At 68.6% G+C, this 22,801-nt stretch carries 21 protein-coding genes and 2 pseudogenes; 12 read left to right on the top strand and 11 right to left on the bottom strand.

What is annotated here, in order from left to right:
• The first annotated feature begins 39 nt into the window (after window positions 1-39).
• On the top strand, window positions 40-2,835 hold the full coding sequence (locus ACK6C6_RS16395; RefSeq protein WP_409268206.1) for a M16 family metallopeptidase: 2,796 nt from the start codon (window positions 40-42) through the stop codon (window positions 2,833-2,835).
• A gap of 96 nt (window positions 2,836-2,931) precedes the next feature.
• The gene (locus ACK6C6_RS16390; RefSeq protein ID WP_409268205.1) at window positions 2,932-3,723 is read left to right on the top strand and encodes an SDR family oxidoreductase; all 792 of its coding nucleotides are present in this window, start codon (window positions 2,932-2,934) and stop codon (window positions 3,721-3,723) included.
• Between the two features lie 126 nt (window positions 3,724-3,849).
• Here the strand turns inward: ACK6C6_RS16390 and ACK6C6_RS16385 are convergent, their stop codons facing one another.
• From ACK6C6_RS16385 to ACK6C6_RS16350, 8 genes are all read right to left on the bottom strand, one after another.
• The gene (locus ACK6C6_RS16385) at window positions 3,850-4,590 is read right to left on the bottom strand and encodes a GntR family transcriptional regulator (protein ID WP_209588153.1); all 741 of its coding nucleotides are present in this window, start codon (window positions 4,588-4,590) and stop codon (window positions 3,850-3,852) included.
• Window positions 4,591-4,606: 16 nt separating this feature from the next.
• Window positions 4,607-5,677, bottom strand: a complete 1,071-nt coding sequence (locus ACK6C6_RS16380; RefSeq protein ID WP_409268203.1) for a flavodoxin family protein — start codon at window positions 5,675-5,677, stop codon at window positions 4,607-4,609.
• Between the two features lie 157 nt (window positions 5,678-5,834).
• On the bottom strand, window positions 5,835-7,127 hold the full coding sequence (locus tag ACK6C6_RS16375) for a tetratricopeptide repeat protein (protein WP_409268202.1): 1,293 nt from the start codon (window positions 7,125-7,127) through the stop codon (window positions 5,835-5,837).
• A gap of 191 nt (window positions 7,128-7,318) precedes the next feature.
• Entirely contained in the window at window positions 7,319-8,827 is a 1,509-nt protein-coding gene (nagZ, locus tag ACK6C6_RS16370; RefSeq protein WP_409268200.1) for a beta-N-acetylhexosaminidase, read from the bottom strand.
• Window positions 8,828-8,837: 10 nt separating this feature from the next.
• On the bottom strand, window positions 8,838-9,848 hold the full coding sequence (locus ACK6C6_RS16365; RefSeq protein WP_209588310.1) for an SIS domain-containing protein: 1,011 nt from the start codon (window positions 9,846-9,848) through the stop codon (window positions 8,838-8,840).
• A gap of 23 nt (window positions 9,849-9,871) precedes the next feature.
• Window positions 9,872-10,957 carry an N-acetylglucosamine-6-phosphate deacetylase gene (nagA, locus tag ACK6C6_RS16360; RefSeq protein ID WP_409268198.1) on the bottom strand — a complete coding sequence of 362 codons (1,086 nt, stop codon included), beginning with the start codon at window positions 10,955-10,957 and terminating at the stop codon, window positions 9,872-9,874.
• Window positions 10,954-11,847: a BadF/BadG/BcrA/BcrD ATPase family protein gene (locus tag ACK6C6_RS16355; RefSeq protein ID WP_409268196.1), complete on the bottom strand. Its 894-nt coding sequence runs from the start codon at window positions 11,845-11,847 to the stop codon at window positions 10,954-10,956. Before ACK6C6_RS16355 ends, nagA begins: the two co-directional genes overlap by 4 nt.
• 254 nt (window positions 11,848-12,101) lie before the next feature.
• Complete coding sequence (locus ACK6C6_RS16350) at window positions 12,102-13,454, bottom strand: GIN domain-containing protein (protein WP_409268195.1); 1,353 nt, start codon at window positions 13,452-13,454, stop codon at window positions 12,102-12,104.
• A gap of 222 nt (window positions 13,455-13,676) precedes the next feature.
• On the opposite strand from ACK6C6_RS16350, the pseudogene ACK6C6_RS16345 reads away from it, so the two are divergent.
• The 10 genes and pseudogenes from ACK6C6_RS16345 to ACK6C6_RS16300 form a co-directional block, all read left to right on the top strand.
• A pseudogene (locus ACK6C6_RS16345) lies at window positions 13,677-14,441 on the top strand (PAS domain S-box protein); the annotation flags it as partial.
• Window positions 14,442-14,448: 7 nt separating this feature from the next.
• A pseudogene (locus tag ACK6C6_RS16340) lies at window positions 14,449-14,784 on the top strand (response regulator); the annotation flags it as partial.
• Window positions 14,785-14,932: 148 nt separating this feature from the next.
• Window positions 14,933-15,118 carry a hypothetical protein gene (locus ACK6C6_RS16335; protein ID WP_027864862.1) on the top strand — a complete coding sequence of 62 codons (186 nt, stop codon included), beginning with the start codon at window positions 14,933-14,935 and terminating at the stop codon, window positions 15,116-15,118.
• A gap of 6 nt (window positions 15,119-15,124) precedes the next feature.
• A complete protein-coding gene (locus ACK6C6_RS16330; protein WP_409268193.1) occupies window positions 15,125-15,601 on the top strand; it encodes a hypothetical protein in 477 nt (158 codons plus the stop codon).
• A 28-nt stretch (window positions 15,602-15,629) separates the two neighbouring features.
• Entirely contained in the window at window positions 15,630-17,219 is a 1,590-nt protein-coding gene (locus tag ACK6C6_RS16325) for an AAA family ATPase (RefSeq protein ID WP_409268191.1), read from the top strand.
• A 3-nt stretch (window positions 17,220-17,222) separates the two neighbouring features.
• Window positions 17,223-17,930: a general secretion pathway protein GspB gene (locus ACK6C6_RS16320; RefSeq protein ID WP_409268189.1), complete on the top strand. Its 708-nt coding sequence runs from the start codon at window positions 17,223-17,225 to the stop codon at window positions 17,928-17,930.
• Window positions 17,917-18,432, top strand: coding sequence for a molybdopterin-guanine dinucleotide biosynthesis protein B (gene mobB / locus ACK6C6_RS16315; protein WP_409268187.1), 516 nt, complete (start codon window positions 17,917-17,919; stop codon window positions 18,430-18,432). The genes ACK6C6_RS16320 and mobB overlap by 14 nt, the downstream gene beginning before the upstream one ends.
• Before the next feature lie 61 nt (window positions 18,433-18,493).
• A complete protein-coding gene (locus tag ACK6C6_RS16310; protein WP_027864857.1) occupies window positions 18,494-18,691 on the top strand; it encodes a YjfB family protein in 198 nt (65 codons plus the stop codon).
• Window positions 18,692-18,724: 33 nt separating this feature from the next.
• Complete coding sequence (locus ACK6C6_RS16305; protein WP_209588164.1) at window positions 18,725-19,027, top strand: DUF2282 domain-containing protein; 303 nt, start codon at window positions 18,725-18,727, stop codon at window positions 19,025-19,027.
• Between the two features lie 2 nt (window positions 19,028-19,029).
• Window positions 19,030-20,712: a DUF692 family multinuclear iron-containing protein gene (locus tag ACK6C6_RS16300; protein ID WP_409268185.1), complete on the top strand. Its 1,683-nt coding sequence runs from the start codon at window positions 19,030-19,032 to the stop codon at window positions 20,710-20,712.
• A gap of 3 nt (window positions 20,713-20,715) precedes the next feature.
• On the opposite strand, the gene ACK6C6_RS16295 is transcribed toward ACK6C6_RS16300, so the two are convergent.
• The 3 genes from ACK6C6_RS16295 to fumC all read right to left on the bottom strand — a co-directional run bounded on the left by ACK6C6_RS16295 (window position 20,716) and on the right by fumC (window position 22,791).
• Window positions 20,716-20,997: a DUF883 family protein gene (locus ACK6C6_RS16295; RefSeq protein ID WP_409268184.1), complete on the bottom strand. Its 282-nt coding sequence runs from the start codon at window positions 20,995-20,997 to the stop codon at window positions 20,716-20,718.
• A 135-nt stretch (window positions 20,998-21,132) separates the two neighbouring features.
• Window positions 21,133-21,345 (bottom strand): RNA-binding S4 domain-containing protein, encoded by a 213-nt coding sequence (locus ACK6C6_RS16290; protein WP_409268183.1) that lies wholly within the window; start codon window positions 21,343-21,345, stop codon window positions 21,133-21,135.
• Between the two features lie 48 nt (window positions 21,346-21,393).
• Entirely contained in the window at window positions 21,394-22,791 is a 1,398-nt protein-coding gene (gene fumC / locus ACK6C6_RS16285) for a class II fumarate hydratase (RefSeq protein WP_409268182.1), read from the bottom strand.
• Window positions 22,792-22,801 lie beyond the last annotated feature (10 nt).

Genomic DNA, 22,801 nt, shown 5'->3' with positions numbered 1-22,801 from the left:
ATGCAGGACAGCAGTGTCCTGCCAACATGACAGGACACCATGGACGGATTGACTTGCAAGCGCGGCCTCGCCGCGCAGGTGCTCAGCGGCAGCCTGTGCTTTTTCATGGCCGGCGGCGCCTGGAGCGCGCCGGCGCAGGATACTGCGCAGCAGCGCACAGCGCCGCAGCAGAAGAGTGCGCCCCTGCCCAAGGGCGTCACCCTCGGCCCTTCCGCCGAGGGCATCACCGAATACCGCCTGGCCAACGGCCTGAAGGTGCTGTTGTTTCCCGATAATTCGCGCCCGACCGTGACCGTCAACGTCACCTACCTGGTCGGCTCGCGCCACGAGAACTACGGCGAAACCGGCATGGCCCACCTGCTCGAGCACCTGCTGTTCAAGGGCACGAAGAAGAACCCCGACATCACCGGCCAGTTCGCGCGGCGCGGCATGGACTTCAACGGCACCACCTCGCTCGACCGTACCAACTACTATGAAGTCTTCCAGGCCTCGCCCGACAACCTGAACTGGGCGCTGCAGATGGAGGCCGACCGCATGGTCAACTCGCCGGTGGCGCAGAAAGACCTGGCCTCCGAGATGACGGTCGTGCGCAACGAGTTCGAAAGCGGCGAGAATTCGCCGGCCCAGGTGCTGTTCAAGCGCATGCAGAGCGTGGCCTACGACTGGCACAGCTACGGCCGCTCGACCATCGGCAACCGCAGCGACATCGAGAACGTCAAGATCGCCAACCTGCAGGCCTTCTACCGCACCTATTACCAGCCCGACAATGCGGTGCTGCTGGTGGCCGGCAAGTTCGAGCCGAACGCGACCCTGGCCCAGATCAACCGCCTGTTCGGCGCGATCCCGAAGCCGAAGCGCGCATTGCCGCAGTTCTGGACCGTCGAGCCGACCCAGGACGGCGAACGCAGCTTCGCCGTGCGGCGCCAGGGCGACATGCAGATCGTCGCGGTCGGCTACAAGATCCCGTCCGACCTGCAGCAGGAGTCGGAAGCCCTCGGCTTCGCCTCCGAGATCCTGGGCGACGCGCCGAACGGCCGCCTGCACAAGCTTTTGGTGGAAACCGGCAAGGCCAGCCAGGTGTTCAGCTTCGGCCAGACCGGCTACGCGCCCGGCCTGCAGTTCTACGGTGCGGTGGTGAAGAAGGGCGAGCCGATCGAGCCGGTGCGCGAGGCGCTGCTTGACGCCGTCGAAGGCTTCGCCAAGCGTCCGCCGAGCGAGGAAGAGATGGAGCGCGTGCGACGCTCCTGGCTCAACACGATCGAACGCAGCGTCAACGACGCCCAGGCCTTCGGCGTGGCGCTGTCCGAGGCCATCGCGCTGGGCGACTGGCGCCTGTATTTCCTGGGCCGCGAACGCATCAAGGAAGTCAAGGCGGAGCAGGTGGCGGCCAGCGCCGGCCGCTACTTCGTGCGCAGCAACCGCGTGACCGGCACCTTCATACCCGAGGACACGCCGGTGCGGGCGGTCATTCCGGCGGCGCCGAGCGTGGAAACGGTCATGAAGGACTACAAGCCGTCCGACTCCAGCCTGGTGTCCGAAGACTTCGACCCGAGCCAGGCCAACATCATGAAGCGCACCACGCTCACTACGCTGGGCGGCGTGAAGCTGGCGCTGCTGCCGAAGAAGAACCGCGGCGAGACCGTCACCGTGCACCTGTACCAGCACATGGGCGACGAGAAGAACCTGTTCGGCAAGGGCATGGTGTCGGCGCTGTCGTCCGCGATGCTGATGCGCGGCACCAGCCAATACACCCGCGCCCAGCTGGCCGACGCCTTCGACAAGCTCAAGATGAGCGGCGGCCCGACCAGCTTCCAGACCACGCGCGAACACCTGCCGGAGGCCTTGAAACTGGCCGCCCACGTGCTGCGCGAACCGGCCTTCCCGGCAGCCGAATTCGAGCAGCTGCGCAAGCAGATCCTGGTCGGCCTGGAAGCCAGCCGCGCCGAACCGCAGAGCGTGGCTTCGCGCGCGCTGTCCACCCACTTCGACCAGTACCCGCGCGGCGACATCCGCCACGCCAACACGCTCGAGGAAGACCTGGAGGATGTCAAGGCGGCGCGCCTGGAGGACATCCAGGCCTTCCACCGCGACTACTACAACACCAATCCGGCCCAGATGGCGATCGTCGGCGACTTCGACCAGAAGGAGATCGTGCCGCTGGTCGACAAGCTGTTCGGCAATTGGAAAGCGCCGGCCAACGTGGCGCCGGTGCTGCGCAAGCATGCCGAGGTGGCGCCGATCAGCAAGACGCTGGATACGCCGGACAAGGAAAACGGCTTCTACCTGGCGCGCATGAACCTCGACCTGAACCTCGAGGATGCGGACTACCCGGCCCTGATGCTGGCCAACTACGTGTTCGGGGAGGGCGGACTGAAGTCGCGCCTGATGGACCGCATCCGCCAGAAGGAAGGGCTGTCCTATGGCGGCGGTTCGGACCTGTCGCCGGGGGATCTCGACCGTGCGGGCAGCTTCTCGATCAGCGCCATCGCCGCCCCGCAGAACCTGCGCAAGCTCGATAGCGCGGTGCGCGACGAACTGGCGCGTGCCGTAAAAGGCGGCTTCACGGCCGAAGAACTGGCCGACGCCAAGTCGGGCCTGATGCAGCAGCGCATCCAGAACCGGACCAACGACGCCGCGCTGGCATCGGGCTGGACTTCCTACCTGTACCGCGGCCGCACCTACGACTGGTCGGCCCAGTTCGAGGCCAAGCTGATGGCGGTCACGCTGCCGCAGCTGAACGCGGCCTTCCGCAAGGCGATCGATCCTGCCAGGCTGTCGGTGGTGATGGCGGGCGACCAGAGCAAGGCGGGCGACAAGGGAAACAAGGCACTCTAGAAAGCAACAAGCGCACGCCCAATTATGACAAGGACCCTATTGCTGCGTTAAAATGTTGCCCTTGGGAAGCATTATTTGCACAGCATCAGGAGCATCATGAAAGGGATATCAAAAGCGCAAGTGCCGCCGGAACTGCCGTTCGCCGGCAAGGTGGCGCTGGTCACGGGCGCGGCCAGCGGCATCGGCCGCGCGATCGCGCTGGCCTTCGGCCGCGCCGGCGCGCAGGTCGTCGTCGCCGACACTGCCGTCGACGGCGGCCATGCGACCGCCGCGATGATCGTGGAAAACGGCGGCAAGGCGCTGTTCGTGCGCAGCGACGTGACCAGGGCGAGCGAGGTCGAGGCGCTGGTCGAGAAGGCCATCAACTACTACGGCCGCCTGGACATCGCCATCAACAACGCCGCCGTCGACGAAGAGTGCGCGACGCTGGCCGAGGGCAACGAGGAGCAGTTCGACCGCATCATGGGCGCCAACGTCAAGGGCGTGTGGCTGTGCATGAAGTACCAGCTGCGCCAGATGCTCAGCCAGGGCAGCGGGGCGATCGTCAACGTGTCCTGCGTGTCGGGCATGGTGGGCGCGCCGAATCGTGCGATCTACGCCGCCAGCAAGCACGCCGTGGTCGGCCTGACCAAGAGCGCGTCGGCCGAGTACGCGCGCGAGGGCATCCGCATCAACGCGCTGTGCCCGGGCGCGGTCAAGACGCCGATGCTGGTGCGCGCGGTCGAACGCGATCCGTCCAGCGAGAAGAAGCTCAAGTCGGCGCATCCGATGAAGCGCTTCGCCGAGACCGTCGAGATCGCGAATGCGGCCATGTGGCTGGCCTCGGAGCAGGCCTCCTACGTCAACGGCCACGAGCTGGTGGTGGACGGCGGCTTCACCGCGATCTGAAGTTAACTGTCGGGGTGGTAGGGTGGGCGGCTTGTCCGCCCACGCGGTGATCGTTACCGGCTCCGATATCGCGCCAAATGATCTTGCAGCAAACTATCACCGCGTGGGCGGGAAGACCCGCCCACCCTACGTTGCATTCAACTCCGCCACGAAGTCGTACATATCGCCCCTGAAGTAGGACCTGCAGAACTCCACCGCCCGCCCATCGCGGGCAAACCCCAGCCGCTCCACGCACAGCCCGGCGTCGCCTTCGCGCGTCCCGAGCTGGCGCGCCTGTTCGGCATTGAGCAGCAGCGCCGACAGGCGCTGCAGGGCGCGCACCGGCCGGTGGCCGGCGGCCTGCAGGGCCTCGTACATCGAATCGCCCACCGCGTCGAGCGAGGGCAGGGCAAAAGCGGCGATGGTCGCGTACTCGAGGCACATCGGCACTTCGTCGGCATAGCGGATGCGGTGGAAGCGGTAGACCGGCGCGCCCGGCGAGAGCCGCAGGCGCAGCGCCTCCTCGGGCGTCACCAGGCCTTCCGAACGCTTGATCCACTCGTTGCGCGGCACCCGCCCGCGCGCCCGCATGTCCTCGGAAAAGGAACTGAGCTTGGCGAAGTTCTTCTCGATGCGCGTGTTGATGAAGTTGCCCGCGCCGGCCCGGCGCACCAGCAGGCCTTCCTCGACCAGGGCGTCGATCGCCTTGCGCACCGTGATGCGCGAGATGCCGAGTTCCTGGGCCAGCTGGCGCTCGGCCGGGATGGCCGAGGCCGAACCCCAGGCGCCTTCGTCGATGGCGCGGCGCAGCGCCTGCTGCAGCTGCTGATACAGGGGAAGCTTGCCGCCGCCGGCGGCCGAATGCATGAATTCTGCGAGTACGTTCATCCCCGCATTCTAGCCGCTACTTGGGGCGCGGGTCCTTGAGTCGATGCTGGGAGACCGCGACCCGGCCCGCGCGGATCTCGCGCACCGCCTCCATCACCGCACGCGCCACGTTGCGCACCTCTTCCTGCACCGCCCAATCGCGGTCGAGCGTCGCGTGGCTTTCGGCATAGGATTCGTAGTAGCCGATGTAGCGGTCGAGCTGGGCGAAGCTGCCGGCGTCGACGAAGTCCATCCAGGCGAACCAGTCGGCCAGCGAACGGCGCGTGCCTTCGATGCCGGCGACGTCGCCGTGCACCACCAGCCCATAGGCGCGCCCGGCCAGGTGCTTGGGATAGTCCCAGCCCTTCAGCTCGAGTTCCTTGGCCTGCTCGGCCTTCTTGCCGTGGGTGGAGGAGGGATCGGGATTGCCGCCGTCGGCGCACACCAGGCGGTCGATCATCAGCTTGAGCACGGCGGGCGCCTGGTACCAGTAGACCGGGGTGACGATGATGACGCCGTGCGCCAGCACCCAGCGCTCGTAGATCTCGTTCATCCAGTCGCCCACCTGGCGCTCGGCGTGGTTCGGGTAGCAGCTGCAGGGCCAGTGGCACAGCGGCATGGCGGTCGAGACGCAGCCCTTGCAGGGATGGATGTGGCGGTCGTAGTCGGAATTGAGCAGGCTCAGGTCCAGCACGTCGGCCTCGAAACCCTCGGCCAGCAGGACTTCGCGCGCCAGCATGGTCAGGCGCCAGCTCTTGGAGACCTCGCCGGGGCAGGTGCCGTCGTTGCGGGCCGAGCCGTTGATCAGGAGGATGCGGTTGCGCGAGGACGGGTCCTTCTGATGCCGCTCGGCCGCCTGCAGGCGATCGTGGGTCTCTTTCCACTCCACCGAGAGGTCATAGCCGGGGTCGGCGAAGCCGGGCCCGGCTTTCACGGTGCGCGGCGCCTTGCGGCCTTCGTCATAGGCTTCCCAGGCCACCTGTTCGATGGCGTCCAGTTCCTGCGCCAGCTTGTCGTAGGCGGGATCGAAGAAGGCCTGGCGGAAGCGCAGATGGAATTCGTTGCGCCCCAGCTTGGCCGGTGCCTGTCCTTTGCGTACCTCTGTCATGCCGCCTCCGCCTGCGTTTGAATGGCAGAAATTATCGGCCCGGCGCGGCGGCGCTGATGTTCGCGCGCGCACATAGCATGGAGAAATCCCGGACAAAGCAGGGACGAAAAAAAACCGGGCAGAGCCCGGTTTCTCAGGTCGAGCGCTCGCTCGCGCTTCAAGCCTGCTGTTGCAGCAGGAGCACCCAGTACTTGGCCAGGTCGGCGGCGCCGCCCTTGCCGGTGATGCCCTGGAAGGTCTGGATCGCTTCGGCCTTCTTGCCGGCGCGGACCTGTGCCATGCCCAGGCGCAACTTGGCTTCGTCCGGGGACTTCAGGCCACCCTTGGCGATACCCTGCTGGATGAAGCCGATACCCTTGTCGGCCTGGTCCATCGTGGCGTAGGCCCAGCCCAGGTTGACGAGGCCGGCGCCGGTCTTGGCCTTGGCCGCGCTCGCTTCACCAGCGGCGATGGTCTTGGCGTCGTCGGCAGCCTGCTTGGTCGCCTTGGTGCGCATGGCGGTCTGGTTCTTGGCATCGCTGCCCTTGCCCAGCACGCCGGCGGCAAAGCCCGCATCCAGCACGCTCTTGGCTTCGGCCGGGAAGCCGTCGCGCAGGGCGACTTCAGCCAGGTACATGTAGTGCTCCGGCGGCATCTGCTTCACGGCAGCCATTTCCAGGCGCAGCATGGCAGGGCCATAGGTGGCTTCGTCGAAGCCGGCCTTGCGCGCCACGCCGCGGTTCAGCAGGTCGACCCAGAAGTCGTCGGTCGGATAGTACTGGACCAGGTTCTCGAGGGCGAACATGTAGGCTTCGGTGTCCTTGGCCTTGTTGGCTTCCTGGCCCAGCAGGCGCAGGTCGTTCTCGGCCGGCTTCTGGCCCGCCTTCTTGGCTGCCTCGATGTTGGCCATCAGGGTGCCCTTGGCGCCGCCGAAGTTGCCGCTGTTGACCTGGGCCAGCGTCAGCGCGCGCTGCACCTTGGCCGGGTCGCCGCCTTCCTTGGTGTAGCGGTTGTACCACTCGATCGCCTTGGCGTAGTTCTTGGTGTTGAAGTTGGCGTCGCCCAGTGCCTGGTAGTAGGTCAGGGATTCGGCCGGGGTCAGGCGGCCGGATGCCAGGATCGCTTCCATCACCGGCATTGCGCTAGCGTTGTCTTCCGAACCCAGGGCCAGGGACAGCTTCATGCGGTTGATGACGTAGTCTTCGTACGGGGTACGGTTCGGCATGGCTTCCGCCTGGGCGATGCGGTTCTTCACTTCGCCATAGTTCTTGGCGTCGATCAGCGGCTTGATGCCGGCGGGGTCGAGCAACTTGAACATTTCGGGACGGACGGTGTCCTTGGCCGCAGCCTGCGCGGCGGCAGCCGGCGCGTCGCTCTTCTCCTGCGCGTAGGCGCTGGATACCAGTGCCGGGGCGGAGACGCCGATCGCGGCGAGCATCAGGCAGAGGCGGGCAAGACGGAATTGGGCCATGAATAATCCTTCAATCAAGTCGATAATGGTGAGACATGCATACTCGGCAATATAGCGAGAATGCTATCCCGGCAAAATGTGCATTGTCCCATAAAACTGCCTTTTTCAGGCCCGGCAATTGTGCCCTAGCGTGCGCGAGCATGGGGGCGTCGTTACATCACGTTACCTCATTCATTTGGGCAATTGCCGCCCTACATGGCGATGGGCGCGCCGTCGAATCCCGGTACCGGACAGCGGCCCGGCGCCTCGATCTCGCCGGCCAGCCAGGCGACGACGGCATCCACGGCGGGCGCCGCGAAGCCATAGGTCATCAGGGCCGGGGCGGCGAAGTCGAGCGCCTGGTAGGGGTTCCACAGCGCCACGTGCAGGTCGGGCAGCCAGGTGGCGCGCGCATGCGGGCCGTAGCGGCGGCGCGAGGTCGAGGCCAGGATCGTGAAGCGGCTGTCCTGCGGCAGGGCGCTCCAGTCGAAGGATTCGGCGTCAAGAAAGGTGACCAGATCGACCTCGTACAGGCGGCCGAGCGCGGCGGCGATGGCGGCGGCCGGCACGCCCGATTCCGAGACGCCGTCGCTGACCACGTCGGCGCGCGCCACCAGGCGCACCCTGGCGCCGCGTTCCGGACGCCGGGGCTGGCCGAGGGTCGTCAAGCCGGCGCGCCAGGCGCGCGCCATCAGGCCGCGGTCATCCATGTCGGTCATGTAATTCACCGGGCCGGCCGGATGCGCAGCGGCCAGCTTCGACAGGCGCGCCAGGCGTGCTTCGACGTCCGCCAGCGGCAGCACGCCGCTGCGGATCGCTTCCGCGATCGCATGCACGGTTTCCACCTGCGACTCGCGCGAGCCGATCGCCATCACCATGTCGGCGCCGGCCACCAGCGCGTTCACGGCGGCTTCGCCGGCCCCGTAGCGGTGCGCGATCGCGTGCATGTCCATGCCATCGGTGATGATCACGCCATCGAAGCCGAAGCGCTCGCGCAGGATGCCGGTGAGGATGGGGCGCGACATCGTGGCCGGGTTGTGCGGATCGAGCGCCGGGTAGACGATGTGGGCGGTCATCACGGCCGAGGCCGCATTTGCACCGCGCGCGGCGATGCGGAAGGGCGCGAACTCGAAGCGCTCCAGTTCGGCCAGCGGCTTGTCGACCGTCGGCAGGTCGCGGTGCGAGTCGACGTGGGTGTCGCCGTGGCCGGGGAAGTGCTTGACGCAGCAGGCCACGCCTTCGCTTTCGCTGCCTTCCATCCAGGCCATCGCGATGCGGGTCGCGGTGTCGGGATCGGCGCCGAAGGAGCGCTCGGCGATCACCGGGTTGTGCGGGTTGTTGTTCAGGTCCAGCACCGGCGCGAAGTTCCAGTTGAAGCCGAGTGCGCGCACCGCGCGCGCCACCGCGGCGCCGACCTCGCGCGCCAGCTGCGGGTCGTTCGCCGCGCCCAGCGCCATCGCGCTCGGCGGCGCCGGTACCCAGGTCGAGCGCACCACGGCGCCGCCTTCCTGGTCGAGGGCGATCAAGGCTTCCGGGCCCATGGCGTCGCGCAAGGCGCCGGTGAAGCGCGTCAGTTGCGACGCATCCACCATGTTCTGGCGGAACAGGCAGGCGCCGCGCACCTTGTACTGGCGCAGGAAGGCGTCGGTGTCGGCATCGAGTTCGGTGCCGAACAGCCGCACCATGATCAGCTGGCCGGCGAGGTCGAGGTAGTCGTTCATGGGATGTCGCTCAGTTCGTCTTGGTGACCTTGCTCAGGTGGCGCGGCTTGTCCGGATCGAGCCCACGCGCTTCCGACAGGCGGGCCGCCATCATGTAGAAGGCCTGGATCGCCGCGATCGGGTCGAGGTCGGGCGTGGCGGCGGTCGGCAGCAGCAGGTCGCGGCTGGCGACATCCTCGGGGGCGGCGAGCAGCACGCGCGCACCGCGGCCGCGCATCTCCTCGGCCAGGGCCACCAGGCCGGCCTGGGTCGGGCCGCGGGTGGCGAAGATCAGGAGCGGGTAGCCTTCCTCGATCAGCGCCATCGGGCCGTGCTTGATCTCGGCGCCGCTGAAGGCTTCGGCCTGCAGCGCCGAGGTTTCCTTGAATTTCAGGCTCGATTCCAGCGCCACCGGGAAGCTGATGCCGCGGCCAACCACCATGATGTTGCGGGCCGGGGCCAGCACCTCGATTGCCGCCGACCAGTCGGCCTGGGACGCAAGCCGCAGGGCGTCGGGCAGGGCGGCGATGCCGTCCTTCAGTTCCGGGTCGTTCTGCCATTCGGCCACCAGGCGCGCGCCGGCCACCATGCTGGCGATGAAGCTCTTGGTGGCGGCCACGCTCTGTTCCTTGCCGGCGTGCAGGGGCATGGTCCATTCGGCGGCCCTGGCCAGCGGGGAGTCCGCGTCGTTGACCAGCGCCACGGTGGTGGCGCCGCCGTCGCGGAAGTACTGGATGGGCTCGACCACGTCCGGGCTCTGGCCCGACTGCGAGATCGACACCGCCAGGGTGTCGCGCGTCACCAGGGGCGATTTGTAGAGCGTGATCAGGGACATCGGCAGCGAGGTCACCAGGCGGCCCATGCGCGCCATGATCAGGTAGGCCAGGTAGTTCGAGGCGTGGTCGGAGCTGCCGCGTGCCACCGTCACCGCGCTGTGAAAGTTGGTCGAGCGCAGCGCGCGGCCCAGCTCGGCATAGCGGTCGGCGTCCTGCGCCAGCTGCCGGGCCACGCAGTCCCCTGCGGACAAGGCTTCCTGGTACATCAGCGAGGTGGGAACTGGGACGGTCACTGGGCTTCTCCTTCGATATAAACGGCTTTGATGTTGAGGTCGCGGTCGAGCACCACGAAGTCGGCATGGCAACCCGGCGCCAGGCGGCCGCGCTGGGTTTCGCCGAGGTAGTCGGCGGCGTTGGTCGAGACGCGGCGGCTGGCTTCGGCGAGCGGCAGGCCGATGCTCACCAGGTTGCGTAGCGCCTGGTCCATGGTGAGCGTGCTGCCGGCCAGGGTGCCATCAAGCAGGCGCACGCCGCCCATGCACTTGTGGACCACCTGGCGGCCCAGCATGTATTCGCCGTCCGGCATGCCGGCGGCGGCGGTCGAATCCGTCACGCAGAACAGCTTGGGGATGCAGCGCAGCGCGGTCTTGATCGCGCCCGGGTGCACGTGCAGCAGGTCGGGGATGATCTCGGCGTATTCGGCGTGCGCCAGCGCGGCGCCGACCATGCCGGGATCGCGGTGGTGCAGGCCGGGCATGGCGTTGAACAGGTGGGTGAAGCCGGCCGCGCCGTGCTCGAGGGCCTGCACGCCCACTTCATACGAACCGCTGGTGTGGCCGACCTGGACCCGGATGCCGGCATCGGCGATCGCGCGCACCAGTTCCATGTGGCCGTCGATCTCGGGCGCTACCGTGATCAGGCGCATCGGGGCCATGGCGTGGAAGCGCATTACTTCATCGAGGGTGGCTTCGCGCGCATACGGCGGCTGGGCGCCCAGCTTGCCGGAGTTGATGTAGGGACCTTCCAGGTGCACGCCGAGGATGCGCGCCTCGCCCTTGCCGCGCGACTTGCACGCGGCGCCGATGGCGCTCAAGGCGCGGTCGATGTCCTCGACCGGCGCGGTCATGGTGGTGGCCAGCAGGGCGGTGGTGCCGTGCTTCGCATGCAGGGCGGCGATCAGGTGCGGGGCGTCGCCGCCTTCCATCATGTCGCGGCCGGCGCCGCCGTGCACGTGCACGTCGATGAAGCCGGGGAGGATGTAGTCGTCGCCGTTCGCGGACGGGTCGACTTCATGGCCGTCGATGGTGTCGATGCGGACGCCGTGGCGCAGTTCGCCGTGGATCCAGCCGCTCGGTGTGAGGATGTTGCCTCTCATTGTGCTGCTCCTTGTTGTTCCAGGTGGCGTTCGATCATGCGCAGAGCGCCGGCGGCCGAGTCGCCTTGCGCCGGCACGCAGCGCGCCAGGGTATCAGGCGGCAGCCAGGGGCGCAGGGCTTCGCCCAGGCCGCCGCACAGGGCCAGCGGCAGGGTGTGCGAACGGTCGAGCGCATCGGCGATGCTGGCGACTTCGCGGCCCGCGTGTTCCAGGATGGCGCACGCCACCGGATCGCTCTCGCCGTGCGCGACCACGAAGCGCGCCAGGCCGGCATAGGCGGTCTGGTTGGCGCGACCGAGCCAGACCTGCACCGCGTCGCGCGAACCGCCGCAGAAATCGATGAGCTCGCGCGCAAAGGCGCGGCCTTCGACGCGGCCGTCGAGCACCTGTTCGATGTGGTTCAGTGCGCGCAGGCCCATCCAGGCGCCGCTTGCCTCGTCCCCGGCCGGGAAGCCCCAGCCGCCGACTTCGACCTTGCTGCCGTCGGCCAGCATGGCTTCGCCGACGCTGCCGGTGCCGATCGCGACGATCGCGCCGGGGCGGCCGCCGTGGGCGCCCATCAGGGTGGTGAAGCCGTCGGTGTCGAGGGCCAGCAGGGCGTAGCCCGGATTGGCGGCGATGAACTGGGCCGCCCATTCCTTGTTGTGCACCCCGGCCAGGCCGAGGCCGATGGCGCAGGAGGGCATGGGGATGTGCTGGACGTCGATGGCGGCGAAGGCCTGGGCGACGACGCCCTGGATGGTGGTCCAGGCATTGTCGATGCCGCGCGACAGGGCCGAGGGGCCGCCGGTCGCCTGCGCGATTTCCGTGAGGCCGGCGCTGGTGCGACGGGCCAGGCGCACGCGGGTGCCGGTGCCGCCGCCGTCGACGCCGATGAGATAGTCGATCATGGTATGGAAGGTTCTGCCGGAGAGTCAGCGCACTATAGGCAGGCGCTACAGCGATGTCAACAGGTATTTAACTGGTATGCAAATTTGCTCTGCAGATATGACTCCATCACCGTAGGTTATTTGCATAAGTCATTGATTCTGAAAATATTTTTATTGGTACGGGAACTGGTATTGTCGAGCGCGAGAAATCGGCTGGTATGCTTGACGGAAGAGGAGCTGGCGCCGCCAGGGCGGCGGGCGCCGAAAAGGAATGTTTATTCGGCGCGGCGGCTGCCGCTGCGGTCGACCAGCAGCTGGCCGCGGCCCGCGTTCCCGCGTTCGGCGCGGCGCTCGTCCTGGCCGGTGAGGTTCACCCTCGCATGGGCAGGGCCGGTGACGGCGATGTCGGCGCGCGCTGCAGTTAGCTCGCGGCCGTCGAGGCTGCCCGAACCGCTGAGCCGGGCCTTGACCAGCTCGACCTTGCCCTTGAGGTGGGCGGCGCCCGGGCCGGTCATCTTCAGCAGCAGGCGCTTGCCGTCCAGGTTCGCGTCCAGGCCGCCCGAACCGTGCAGCTCGGCGTCCAGGGTATCGGACACGCGGGCCAGTTCGATGCCGCCGGGACCGCGCGCCTTCACGGTCGCGCGTTTCACATCGAGTTCGCCGGCTTCCAGGTCGCCCGAGCCGCTCACTTCGGCGCTGAGTTCGCCGATGCTGCCGCTCAGCGTGGCGCTGCCGGGTCCGCCGAGGCGGATGACCGCGCTGGCCGCCTGCAGGCCGCTGGCCCGCAGGTCGCCCGAGCCGCTCACTTCGGCGTCGAAGCGGCGGATGTCGCCGGCCACGCAGGCGCTGCCCGGGCCGCGCTGGACGGTGGAGGCCGCGCCGGTCGCCAGCGAGCAGGCCTCGAAGTCGCCCGAGCCGCTGACCTCCGCACGCAGCTCGCGCGCGCTGCCCGACAGTTTCATGCCGCCCGGGCCGCGCATGCGCGCATCCAGGCGCGCCAGGCGCAGCTCGTCCGCCTCCAGGTCGCCGGACCCGCTCACGCTTGCCGTCAGCAGGTTGTCGACGCCGGACAGGCGCACGTCGCCCGGCCCCGACATGTCGAGGTCGACGTTGGCTGCCTTGAGCCGGTGCAGGTCGAGGTCGCCGCTGCCGCTGGCGCGCACCGTCAGCTCGCGCACCGCGCCCGCCGCCTGCAGGTCGCCGGGGCCGTCTACCTTGAGGCTGAAGCGCTCGCCCGCCAGCTGGGCCAGCTCGACGTCGCCGCTGCCGGACATCGCCAGGCTCTTGAGCTGGCTGGCCGTGATGTGGATGACGACCGGCGCGCGCCGCTTGCCCCAGCTGAAGTGGAAACCGTTGCGCTCGACCGGCCGCACCACCAGGGTGTCGCCACGCACGAAGGTCTCGATCCCCTCGAGCTGCTTGGGCTCGCCCGACAGCGTGAGCGCCTGGCGGCCCTGGGCGCGCACCACGACTTCGTAGGGTCCCGCGAGTTCGATCGCGCTGAAGGGCGCCACGGTGCGCTGCAGCGTCACCGGCGCCGCCGGCGCTTCGGCCCGGCTGGCCTGGGTGGCGAGGAAGCCGGCGGCGATAGCGGCGGCGAGGAGGGCGGGCTTGAGGACGGTGGTCATGTTCTTGTCGTCGGTGGCGGCATTCGGGAGCCTGAACGATAAGGCAAGGCGTCCCGGCTTGCCCCGGCAAAACGACGAAGCTGCGAAAACGGGGAACAGAGTGCAATTCCTGCGGATGAGCGGCATGGTGGCCTCTGGATTCCGAGCGGAACCCTGTTGGCATGGGGCGGGATTTTGGCATAGCCTGTCCGTCCCGCTTTTGACACGTAGTGATGTTAGCTGATGAGTTACCTCGCCCATGCGCAGGCAATGGCCGATCCCGACGCGCTGGCCTCGCGGCCCGCCTGCGCGCCGGATCATGCCGCCGAGAACCGGGCCCTGGCTGAGCTCGCGCAGGAACTGGCGCGCCATCCGGAAGCGGTGCCGGGCAGGGTGGAAGACCTGCTGCGTGCGCTGTGCCGCTGCGGCGCCGCCGGCACCGGCCTCCCGGACCAGCACCACGGCGGCGTCGACTGGCGCACGGCGGGCAGCGAGCCGGTGCTGCTGCGCGATCCGGCGCGCCTGTTCCCTTCGCTGCGCACGGCCGGACCGGCGCCGGCCGAGATGCTGCTGCTGCCATGGGCCGTCGACGGCGGACCGGCCGGCATGCTCTGGGTGGCCGATCCGGAACGCCGTTTCGACCTGGAGGATGCACGCCTGTTGCGCAGCCTGTCCGGCTTCGCCGCGGCGGCCCTGCGCCTTGCCGGCGAGACGGCAAGGCGCACCGCAGCCGAGCGCGAGCTGCATGCAAGCCATGCGATCCTGGACGCGGCCATACACACCGAAGCGGTAGGCCTGGCGTTCTACACACTCGACGGCAGCATCATCGACTGCAACGAGGCGCTCGAACGGATGAGCGGCTACAGCCGCGACGAGCTGCGCGGCACGGTCCCCTGGACCGAGCTGGGCACGCCGGAGTTTGCCGAGGCGACGCAGCGCGCGCTGGCCGAGCTGCGCGAGGGCGGACGCACCGCGCCCTACATGAAGCAGATGGTGCGCAAGGACGGCCGCCGAGTCGCTGGCCCTGCTGCTGCAGTCGGCCGGCGCCGAGGTGCACACCGCGAACGATGGCCCGGCCGGGCTGGCGGGGGCGCGCCGCTTCCTGCCGCATGCGGTCCTGCTCGACCTGGGCATGCCGGGCATGGACGGCTTCGAGGTGGCGCGGCACCTGCGCGCCGAGCCGGGACTGGCCGGGCTGGTGCTGGTCGCGCTGACCGGCTGGGGGCAGGAAGAGGACCGGAAACGGACCCGCGGCAGCGGCTTCGACCATCACCTGACCAAGCCGGTGGACGTGGACCGGCTGATGGACATCCTCGGAAAGATCAGCCCGGTCGCAGTCAAAGCGCCATAGGGTTGCGGGCGCGTCCCGATGTGGCTCGACCGCAACAGCGTGGCTGTCTGCGCGGGCGCAAGAGCGCACCTTGACGCCTGTCGTGCCTGCCGCGTGGCCGGGCCGGGGCCTGCGGTGTCATAATGCAGGCCATGGAAGGAGAACTCCCGTGATTCGCTATATGGGCACCCGCAAGAACGCCGAAGGGGCCGCCGTGTATGTGTTCCTCGTCAACGGCATGCAGAAGGAAGTGCGCGAGCACGCCCTCAAGCAGCATCCCGGCTGCTATGACGCGTTGCCGGCTGCGGTCAAGGCCCAGATCGCGGCCAACCGCGCCTGGCTGTCCAAGCTCTGAGTGGCCGTGCGACTTTTCCCATCGGCACTCGCTGCCGCGCTGCTGGGCGCGCTTTTGGCTGGACCCGTGGCCGCGCAGGCCATGCCCTCGACCTTCAGCCAGGTCGTCGGCAATGCGCTGCTGTGCCGCAGCCACCTCGACAACCGTTATTTCTACGACTACCTGAGCACGTCCTTCGGCCCGGCCTACAAGCGCGAGGGCGGGGCGTACTGGTTCAGGGTCGAGGCCACGCTGTGGGGCGCCGAGGTCAAGGAAGTCATGGTCAGCGACGACAGCAGCGACCTGGTCTTCATCGCCGCCCTGACCGAGAGCACGCCGGAGGAGCTGGAAGGGGCGATCCGCGCCGGCGCCGGCATCGCCTACCGGCCGCTCGACGCCTCGCCCTATCCTTTGCGCGTGTCCAACCCGGGCAGCACGATCGCTTACATGAATGACAAAAGCAAGATATATTGCAAGAAGTTCAAATCGCTGCCGGTCCGCTAGGACACCAACCGGACCCGCATGATCGCCGATGTATAACCACTACTTCCACCTGAAGGGCGCACCGTTCTCGATCGCCCCCGATCCGCGCTACCTGTTCATGAGCGAGCGCCACCGCGAAGCGCTCGCGCACCTGCTGTATGGCATCGGCAGCGGCGGCGGCTTCGTCCTGCTGACCGGCGAGATCGGCGCCGGCAAGACCACGGTGTGCCGCTGCTTCATCGAGCAGATTCCCGAGAACTGCCGGCTGGCCTACATCTTCAATCCGCGCCTGAGCGTCGAGGAATTGCTGCTGAGCGTATGCGACGAATTCCGCATCGAACTGCCGCCGGCCGGTACGCCGATCGGACTGAAAGGCTATGTCGATGCGATCAACCGCTACCTGCTGGAATCCCACGCCCAAGGGCTGAACAATGTGCTCGTCATCGACGAAGCCCAGAACCTGTCGGCCGAGGTGCTGGAGCAGCTGCGCCTGCTGACCAACCTCGAGACCAGCGAACGCAAGCTGCTGCAGATCATCCTGATCGGCCAGCCCGAGCTGCGCAGCATGCTGGCCCGTCCCGAGCTGGAGCAGCTGGCGCAGCGCGTGATCGCGCGCTACCACCTGGGACCGCTGTCCGAGGCGGAAACCGGCGCCTATGTCGCGCACCGGCTGGCGGTGGCCGGCGCCGGCGGATCGCCGTTCCCGCCCGCGCTCACGCCCCAGATCCACGCACTGACGCATGGGGTGCCGCGCCGCATCAACCTGCTGTGCGACCGCGCGCTGCTCGGCGCCTACGTCGAGAACAGTCCGCAGGTGACGCGCCAGATCCTGAAAAAAGCGGCTGCCGAGGTCTTTGCCGGCGAGCCGGCCGCAGCGCGCCGCCTGCGCATGCCCTTGATTGCCGGCGGCGTGCTGGCAGCGGCCGCCGTCAGTGCGGCGGCCTGGCAGGCCATGCCCGCGCGCAAGGCCGCGTCCGCGCCGCCTGCGCAGGCCGCGGCGCCCGCCAAGGCGGTGCCGGTGGCGCCGTCGAGCGTGCCGCCGGTGCAGGCAGATGAAAGCAATGCGCTGCGCGAGCTGGCGGCGCTGTGGGGGCAGCCGCTGGCAGGCGACAAGCCTTGCGAGGCGGCGCTCAAGGCCGACCTGCGCTGCCACCAGGGGCGCGGCGGCCTGTACGAACTGCGTATGCTCGACCGCCCGGCCGTCGTCACCCTGCATGACGGCCCGCGCACCGGCTACGCCGTGCTGTCCGCGCTGGACGGCAACAGCGTGACCCTGAGCGCCGGCGCGCGCCGCGAGAAGATCGACCTGGCCACCTTCGTGGCCCGCTTCGGCGGCGAGTTCACGACCTTCTGGCGCATGCCGCGCGCCTTCCGCGAGGAACTGGCCGAGGGCGCGCGCGGGCCGGACGTCGACTGGCTGGCCGGGCGCCTGGCAGGGTTGAACGGGGCCCAGGCGCCGCAGCCGGGCAGTGTGCTGGACGCCGGCATGCGCAAGCGGCTGCAGCATTTCCAGGCCGCGCAGCACCTGAAGGCGGACGGCCTGGCCGGTCCGCGCACCTACATGCGCCTGAACCAGCTCTCCGGCGTGCCCGAGCCGCGCCTGCTGGCCCAAGGCAGGCCGTCCAAGACCGCAAAATAAGCCATGTCCTACATCCTCGAAGCCCTCAAGAAGGCACAGGCGGAGCGCCAGCTCGGCAACGCGCCGACCATCCACGCGCCGCCGCCCAGCTACGCGAGCGCGGACACACGCAGCAGCCGCAAGCCGGTCATCATCGGCATCGCCGCCGGCGCCCTCGTCGTGGCGCTCGGCGCGCTGTTCCTGCTGCGCCAGCCGGCGCCCGCGCCGGCGGTGCAGGTGGCGAGCGCTCCGGTATCGGCGCCGGTCGCCGCTCCCGTTGCCGTGCCTGCGGCGCCGGTAGTCGCCGCATTGCCGGCGGCGCCCGAGCCGGCGGCCCCGGCCAAGCCGGAAGCACCCGTCAAGCCGAAGGCGCCGCCGGTGTCTGCGAAGCCTCCGGCGCCCGCGCCGAAGCCGGCGCCGCGCGCCGAGCCGGTCGAGGCCCTGCCGGAACCGGCGCGCCCGGTCCTGGTGGCCGCCGCGCCGGCCGCACCCTCCGCCGAGGACCATATCGGCCCGCTGCAGTCGCTGCCGGAATCGGTGCAGCGCGAAATCCCGAAAGTCAGCTTCGGCGGCTATATCTACTCGCCGAACCCGGCCGAGCGCCTGCTGCTGGTCGACAAGATGCTGCGCCGCGAGGGCGAGGAAGTCGCGCCCGGACTGGTGCTGGAACGCCTGCTGCCGAAGGCGGCGATCATGAATTACCGGGGCTCCCGCTATCGTGTCGCCTATTGACGTGGGACCGGTGCTGGGCGTGGTCGGCTGGTCCGGCAGCGGCAAGACATCGCTGCTGGAGGCGCTGATCGGCCGCCTGGCGGGGCGGGGACTGCGGGTCAACGTGGTCAAGCACAGCCACCACGACGTCGAGCTGGAGCCGCCGCGCAAGGACAGCGCGCGCCTGCGCATGGCGGGAGCGGCCGAGGTGATGCTGGCGTCTCCCTACCGCGTCGCCATCCTGCGCGAACTGCGCGGGGCCGACGAGCCGCCGCTGGCGGAACACCTGGCGCGGCTGGCGCCGGCCGACCTGACCCTGGTGGAAGGCTACAAGTGGGAGCGCATGCCCAAGCTGGAAGTGTTCCGCCCGAGCCTGGGCCGGCCGGCCCTGTATCCGGAGGATCCCGACATCCTGGCCGTGGCCTCGGACGCGCCGCCGCCGGGCGGAGAGGGTGGGCCGGCCTGGCTGGACCTGAATGATCCGGATGGAGTGCTGGCCTGGCTGCAGAAATGGATGCGCTGAAGGCCTAAAGTTCTTCCACGGGCTGCCGTAAATGGTGGATACGCCTTAATGGGAGAATGACATGGATGTGTCCAGCATCGCCAAGCTGTCCACCAGCATCGCCGAAACCGGCCAGCGCCAGGAAGTGAGCCTCGCCGTCTTCAAGAAGGCCCAGCAGATCCAGGAAGCGACCGCGACCCAGCTGCTCGCAGCGCTGCCGGCGGTGCAGTCGGCGAACCTGCCGCCGCATCTGGGGAACAAGATCAATACGACGGCGTAACTTGCTTCTTTACCCGCTATCCAGGAGTACCGCATGACCAACCGCCACGCCCTGATCGCCGCCGCCCTTGCCGGCGTCTGCGCCCACGCCGCCGCCCAGGACCAGATGGGCGTGCCGAAGGCCGACCAGGAAGCCTGCTACGGCGTCGCCAAGGCCGGCCAGAACGACTGCGGCACCGCCACCCACGGCTGCGCCGGTGTCGCCAAGGTCGACAATGACGCGAACGAGTGGAAGTTCGTCGCCAAGGGCACCTGCACGCAGCTCGGCGGCTCGCTCGAAGCCGGCAAGGCCAAGCAGGACAAGACCGAGCCGGCCAAGGCCGACGTCCAGAAGTAATCATGTCCGCCCCCGCTGCGGCCCCGGGCGGAGGCACTGCGGCCGGCGTGGGCCTGCGCACGCCGCATTACCGCGCCTTCCTCGACAGGCGCCCGCCGGTCGGCTTCCTCGAAGTCCATAGCGAGAACTACCTTGCCCGTGCTGGCTGGGACTGGCACGTGCTGAGCGAGCTGCGGCGCGACTATCCCGTCAGCCTGCACGGCGTCGGGCTCGGGCTCGGCTCGGCGCGCGGATTTTCCGATGCCCACCTGGAGCGCCTGCGTGGGCTGGTCGAGGCGGTCGATCCCTTCCTCGTCTCCGAACACCTGAGCTGGGGTGCGCTGGCCGACCGCCAGCTCAACGACCTGCTGCCATTGACCCTCGATAGCGCCGCCCTGGCGCTGCTGTGCCAGCGGGTCGATCGGGTGCAGGAACGCCTGGGCCGCCGCCTGCTGGTCGAGAACGTCTCGACCTATGTGCGCTTTCGCGCCGACACCATGAGCGAAGCCGAGTTCCTGGCCGCACTGGCGCGCCGCACCGGCTGCGGCATCCTGCTCGACGTGAACAACCTGTATGTCAACCAGCGCAACCACGGCGAAGACGCGCGCGCCGCCATCGCCGCGCTCCCCGTGGGTAGCGTCGGCGAAATCCACCTGGCCGGCCACCTGGAGACGCCGCTGGCCCTGGTCGACCACCACGGCGCCGCCGTGGCCGAACCGGTCTGGGACCTGTACCGCGCCGCGCTGGCGCGTTTCGGCCGGGTGCCGACCCTGGTGGAATGGGATGCCGAGCTGCCGCCGATCGGCATCCTGCTGGCGGAGGCGGCCAGGGCCGATGCGATCGCCCAGGACTACCCCGAGCCGGCCGCCCTTGCCCCGGTAATCCGGCCACCGGCGCCGCCGGCACCAAGGGGCGAGGCGCTCGCCACGCTCCAGCAGCGCTTTGGGGCGGCGCTGTTCGACCGCAGCCACGAAGCCGCCTTGCGGCCCTTCCTCAGCGAGGGCGGGGTGGAGCGGCTGGCGCTCTACCGCGGCAACCTGAGCGCCGGCTGGGAGCGCGCCCTGGGCGAGGCCTACCCGGTCCTGCGCCAGCTGGTGGGCGAGGAATTCTTCGCCGGCCTGGCGCGTGCCTACGGCAAGGCCGCGCCGTCGCAAGCCCCGGACCTGGCGAACTTCGGCGCGCGTTTCGCGGACTTCCTTGCCGGATTCGCGCCGACCGCGCCTTATCCCTACCTGCCCGACGTGGCGCGGCTCGAGTGGGCCGTCCACCGCGCCTATCTGGCGCCGGACGTGGCGCCGCTCGGCCTGGCCGCCCTGACTGCGATGTCGCCGCAGGCCCTGGACGGCGCCCGTTTCACCCTGCATCCATCGGTGAGCCTGCTGCGCAGCCAATGGGCCATCGCCGCGCTCTGGCAGGCGCACCAGCCGGGCGGTCCGCCATTGCCGGCGCACGCCGACGCGCCTTGCACGGTATTGGTGCTGCGGCGCGGCTGGCGGGTGGAGGTGGTGGAGGAAAGCGCAGCGGGAGTCGCGGCCCTGGTTCGGCTGGCGGCGGGCGCCAGCCTGGGTGCGGCGCTCGACGCCGCGCTGGCCGCCGTCGCGGCCGGTGAGGAGGCGCCGGACATCGGCGCCATGCTGCAGGGCTGGTTCAGTCTCGGCGTGGTGGCCGCGATTGCGGCAAACGACGCCGGCCAGAGCCGTCCGTAGGGTTCAGTGGAAGGCGCGCAGGATGCGCTGCTCGCCGGTACGGTCGCTGTAACGCTCATTGGCGGCGCGGGTGGCGGCCATCATGCGCTCGAGCTGGGCATCTTCGAAACGCGCCAGTTCCTCGTTGGCCGCTTCCAGCGCCAGCGCCAGCTTGGCGCGTGCGTTCTGGTACAGCGTACTGGTGTAGTGGTCGGTATTTTTCAGCAGCTCTTCCGCATTCTCGATGACGAGACGCAGGTCTCCGATGAGCTGCTCCTGGGACTGGGCGCGGTTCGGGGTTTCCATGGCTTCACCTGTGGCCGGTTATATAAGGCAATCCTGATGACTTAAAATATAAACAAGGAAGCCCCGCTCTGTTTGTTAGGGCGCAAACATAAGCCCGCTGTTTTCCGCCACCTTTCCGAAGCGTTTTTAGGTGATTTATTGCACCTGGATCTGCACGTCGCCCACGGTCACGGTCTGGCCGGCGCGGATCTTCGCGGTCTTGCGCAGTTCCTGCTTGCCGTCGACCGACACCGCGCCGCTGGCGACCATGTTCTTGCCGGCGCCGCCGCTGTCGACCAGGCCGACCAGCTTCATCAGCTGATTCAGCTCGACGAACTCGGCTGTCAAATCGAAATCTATTTTTTGCATGCTGTCCTCGGGAATTGAAAAGGGCACCTGCAGGTGCCCCGAAAAAGTTTACTCGACCGTATCCGGCCGGGTCATGTCGATCGGCACGATCCACTCGTCGAACTGCTGCTCGGTGACGAAGCCGGACTGCAGCGCGGCCTGGCGCAGGGTCAGGCCGTCGTGCGACGCGGTCTTGGCGATCTGTGCGGCGCGATCATACCCGATGTGCGGGGCCAGTGCGGTCACCAGCATCAGCGATTTTTCCATCAGCTCGGCGATGCGGGCGTGGTTGGGCTCGATGCCCTGGGCGCAGTGCTCGTCGAAGGAGCGCATGCCGTCGGCCAGCAGACGGGCGCTTTGCAGGAAGTTATGGGCGATCATGGGCTTGAACACGTTCAGCTCGAAGTTGCCCTGCGAGCCGCCGACCGTGATCGCGACGTCGTTGCCGAACACCTGGCAGCACAGCATGGTAAGCGCCTCGCACTGGGTCGGATTCACCTTGCCCGGCATGATCGAGCTGCCCGGTTCATTCTCGGGAATCGTGATCTCGCCCAGGCCCGAGCGCGGGCCCGAGGCCATCCAGCGCACGTCGTTGGCGATCTTCATCAGGGCCGCGGCCAGGGTCTTGAAGGCGCCGTGGCTCGAGACCATGGCTTCGTGGCCGGCCAGCGCCATGAACTTGTTGGGCGCGCTCTTGAAGGACAGGCCCGTGCGCGAGCTGAGCTCGGCCGCGATGCGCGGGGCGAAATCCGGATGCGCGTTCAGGCCGGTGCCGACCGCCGTGCCGCCGGCCGCTAGCGCCAAGAGGCCGGGCAGGGTGGCGCGGATCGCGCTTTCCGCGAATTCCAGCTGGGCGACGTAGCCCGAGAATTCCTGGCCGAGGGTGAGCGGGGTGGCGTCCTGCAGGTGAGTGCGGCCGATCTTGACGATGCTCTCGAAGTCGCGCGACTTGCGCAGCAGCGTGCCGCGCAGCTGGCCCAGTGCCGGCAGCAGGTTCTGGGCGACGGCAATGGCCGCCGCCACGTGCATGGCGGTGGGGAAGATGTCGTTCGAGGACTGGCCCATGTTGACGTGGTCGTTCGGGTGCAGCAGGCGCTTCTCGCCGCGCTCGCCGCCCATCAGCTCGGAACCGCGGTTGGCCAGCACCTCGTTCATGTTCATGTTGCTCTGGGTGCCGGAGCCGGTCTGCCAGACCGCCAGCGGGAATTCCTGCGGGTGGCGTCCTTCGAGGACCTCGTCGGCGGCGCGGATGATGGCCTCGGCCTTGTCGGCCGGGAGCTTGCCGAGCGAGCGGTTCACCGCGGCGGCGGCGCGCTTGACCTGGGCCAGGGCGGCGACCAGTTCCGGTGCTAATCTCTCGGTCGAGATGTGGAAATGGTGGAGCGAACGCTGGGTCTGGGCGCCCCAGAGGCGGTCCGCGGGGACCTCGATCGGGCCGAAACTGTCCTTCTCAATCCTGTTTTCCATGGCTGTCCTG

This window comes from Massilia sp. BHUDP2, from assembly GCF_046236355.1.
Classification (GTDB): Bacteria; Pseudomonadota; Gammaproteobacteria; order Burkholderiales; family Burkholderiaceae_D; genus Telluria; species Telluria varians.
The sequence above is the reverse complement of the archived record's forward strand: the minus strand, read 5'-3'. Positions and strand labels throughout refer to the sequence as shown.

Excerpts from the sequence above, each read along its gene's own strand:
- ACK6C6_RS16395 (WP_409268206.1), top strand. The coding sequence starts at position 40 with ATGGACGGATTGACTTGCAAGCGCGGCCTCGCCGCGCAGGTGCTCAGC.
- ACK6C6_RS16390 (WP_409268205.1), top strand. The coding sequence starts at position 2,932 with ATGAAAGGGATATCAAAAGCGCAAGTGCCGCCGGAACTGCCGTTCGCC.
- ACK6C6_RS16385 (WP_209588153.1), bottom strand. The coding sequence starts at position 4,590 with ATGAACGTACTCGCAGAATTCATGCATTCGGCCGCCGGCGGCGGCAAG.
- ACK6C6_RS16380 (WP_409268203.1), bottom strand. The coding sequence starts at position 5,677 with ATGACAGAGGTACGCAAAGGACAGGCACCGGCCAAGCTGGGGCGCAAC.
- ACK6C6_RS16375 (WP_409268202.1), bottom strand. The coding sequence starts at position 7,127 with ATGGCCCAATTCCGTCTTGCCCGCCTCTGCCTGATGCTCGCCGCGATC.
- nagZ (WP_409268200.1), bottom strand. The coding sequence starts at position 8,827 with ATGAACGACTACCTCGACCTCGCCGGCCAGCTGATCATGGTGCGGCTG.
- ACK6C6_RS16365 (WP_209588310.1), bottom strand. The coding sequence starts at position 9,848 with ATGTACCAGGAAGCCTTGTCCGCAGGGGACTGCGTGGCCCGGCAGCTG.
- nagA (WP_409268198.1), bottom strand. The coding sequence starts at position 10,957 with ATGAGAGGCAACATCCTCACACCGAGCGGCTGGATCCACGGCGAACTG.
- ACK6C6_RS16355 (WP_409268196.1), bottom strand. The coding sequence starts at position 11,847 with ATGATCGACTATCTCATCGGCGTCGACGGCGGCGGCACCGGCACCCGC.
- ACK6C6_RS16350 (WP_409268195.1), bottom strand. The coding sequence starts at position 13,454 with ATGACCACCGTCCTCAAGCCCGCCCTCCTCGCCGCCGCTATCGCCGCC.
- ACK6C6_RS16325 (WP_409268191.1), top strand. The coding sequence starts at position 15,630 with ATGTATAACCACTACTTCCACCTGAAGGGCGCACCGTTCTCGATCGCC.
- ACK6C6_RS16320 (WP_409268189.1), top strand. The coding sequence starts at position 17,223 with ATGTCCTACATCCTCGAAGCCCTCAAGAAGGCACAGGCGGAGCGCCAG.
- ACK6C6_RS16310 (WP_027864857.1), top strand. The coding sequence starts at position 18,494 with ATGGATGTGTCCAGCATCGCCAAGCTGTCCACCAGCATCGCCGAAACC.
- ACK6C6_RS16305 (WP_209588164.1), top strand. The coding sequence starts at position 18,725 with ATGACCAACCGCCACGCCCTGATCGCCGCCGCCCTTGCCGGCGTCTGC.
- ACK6C6_RS16300 (WP_409268185.1), top strand. The coding sequence starts at position 19,030 with ATGTCCGCCCCCGCTGCGGCCCCGGGCGGAGGCACTGCGGCCGGCGTG.
- ACK6C6_RS16295 (WP_409268184.1), bottom strand. The coding sequence starts at position 20,997 with ATGGAAACCCCGAACCGCGCCCAGTCCCAGGAGCAGCTCATCGGAGAC.
- ACK6C6_RS16290 (WP_409268183.1), bottom strand. The coding sequence starts at position 21,345 with ATGCAAAAAATAGATTTCGATTTGACAGCCGAGTTCGTCGAGCTGAAT.
- fumC (WP_409268182.1), bottom strand. The coding sequence starts at position 22,791 with ATGGAAAACAGGATTGAGAAGGACAGTTTCGGCCCGATCGAGGTCCCC.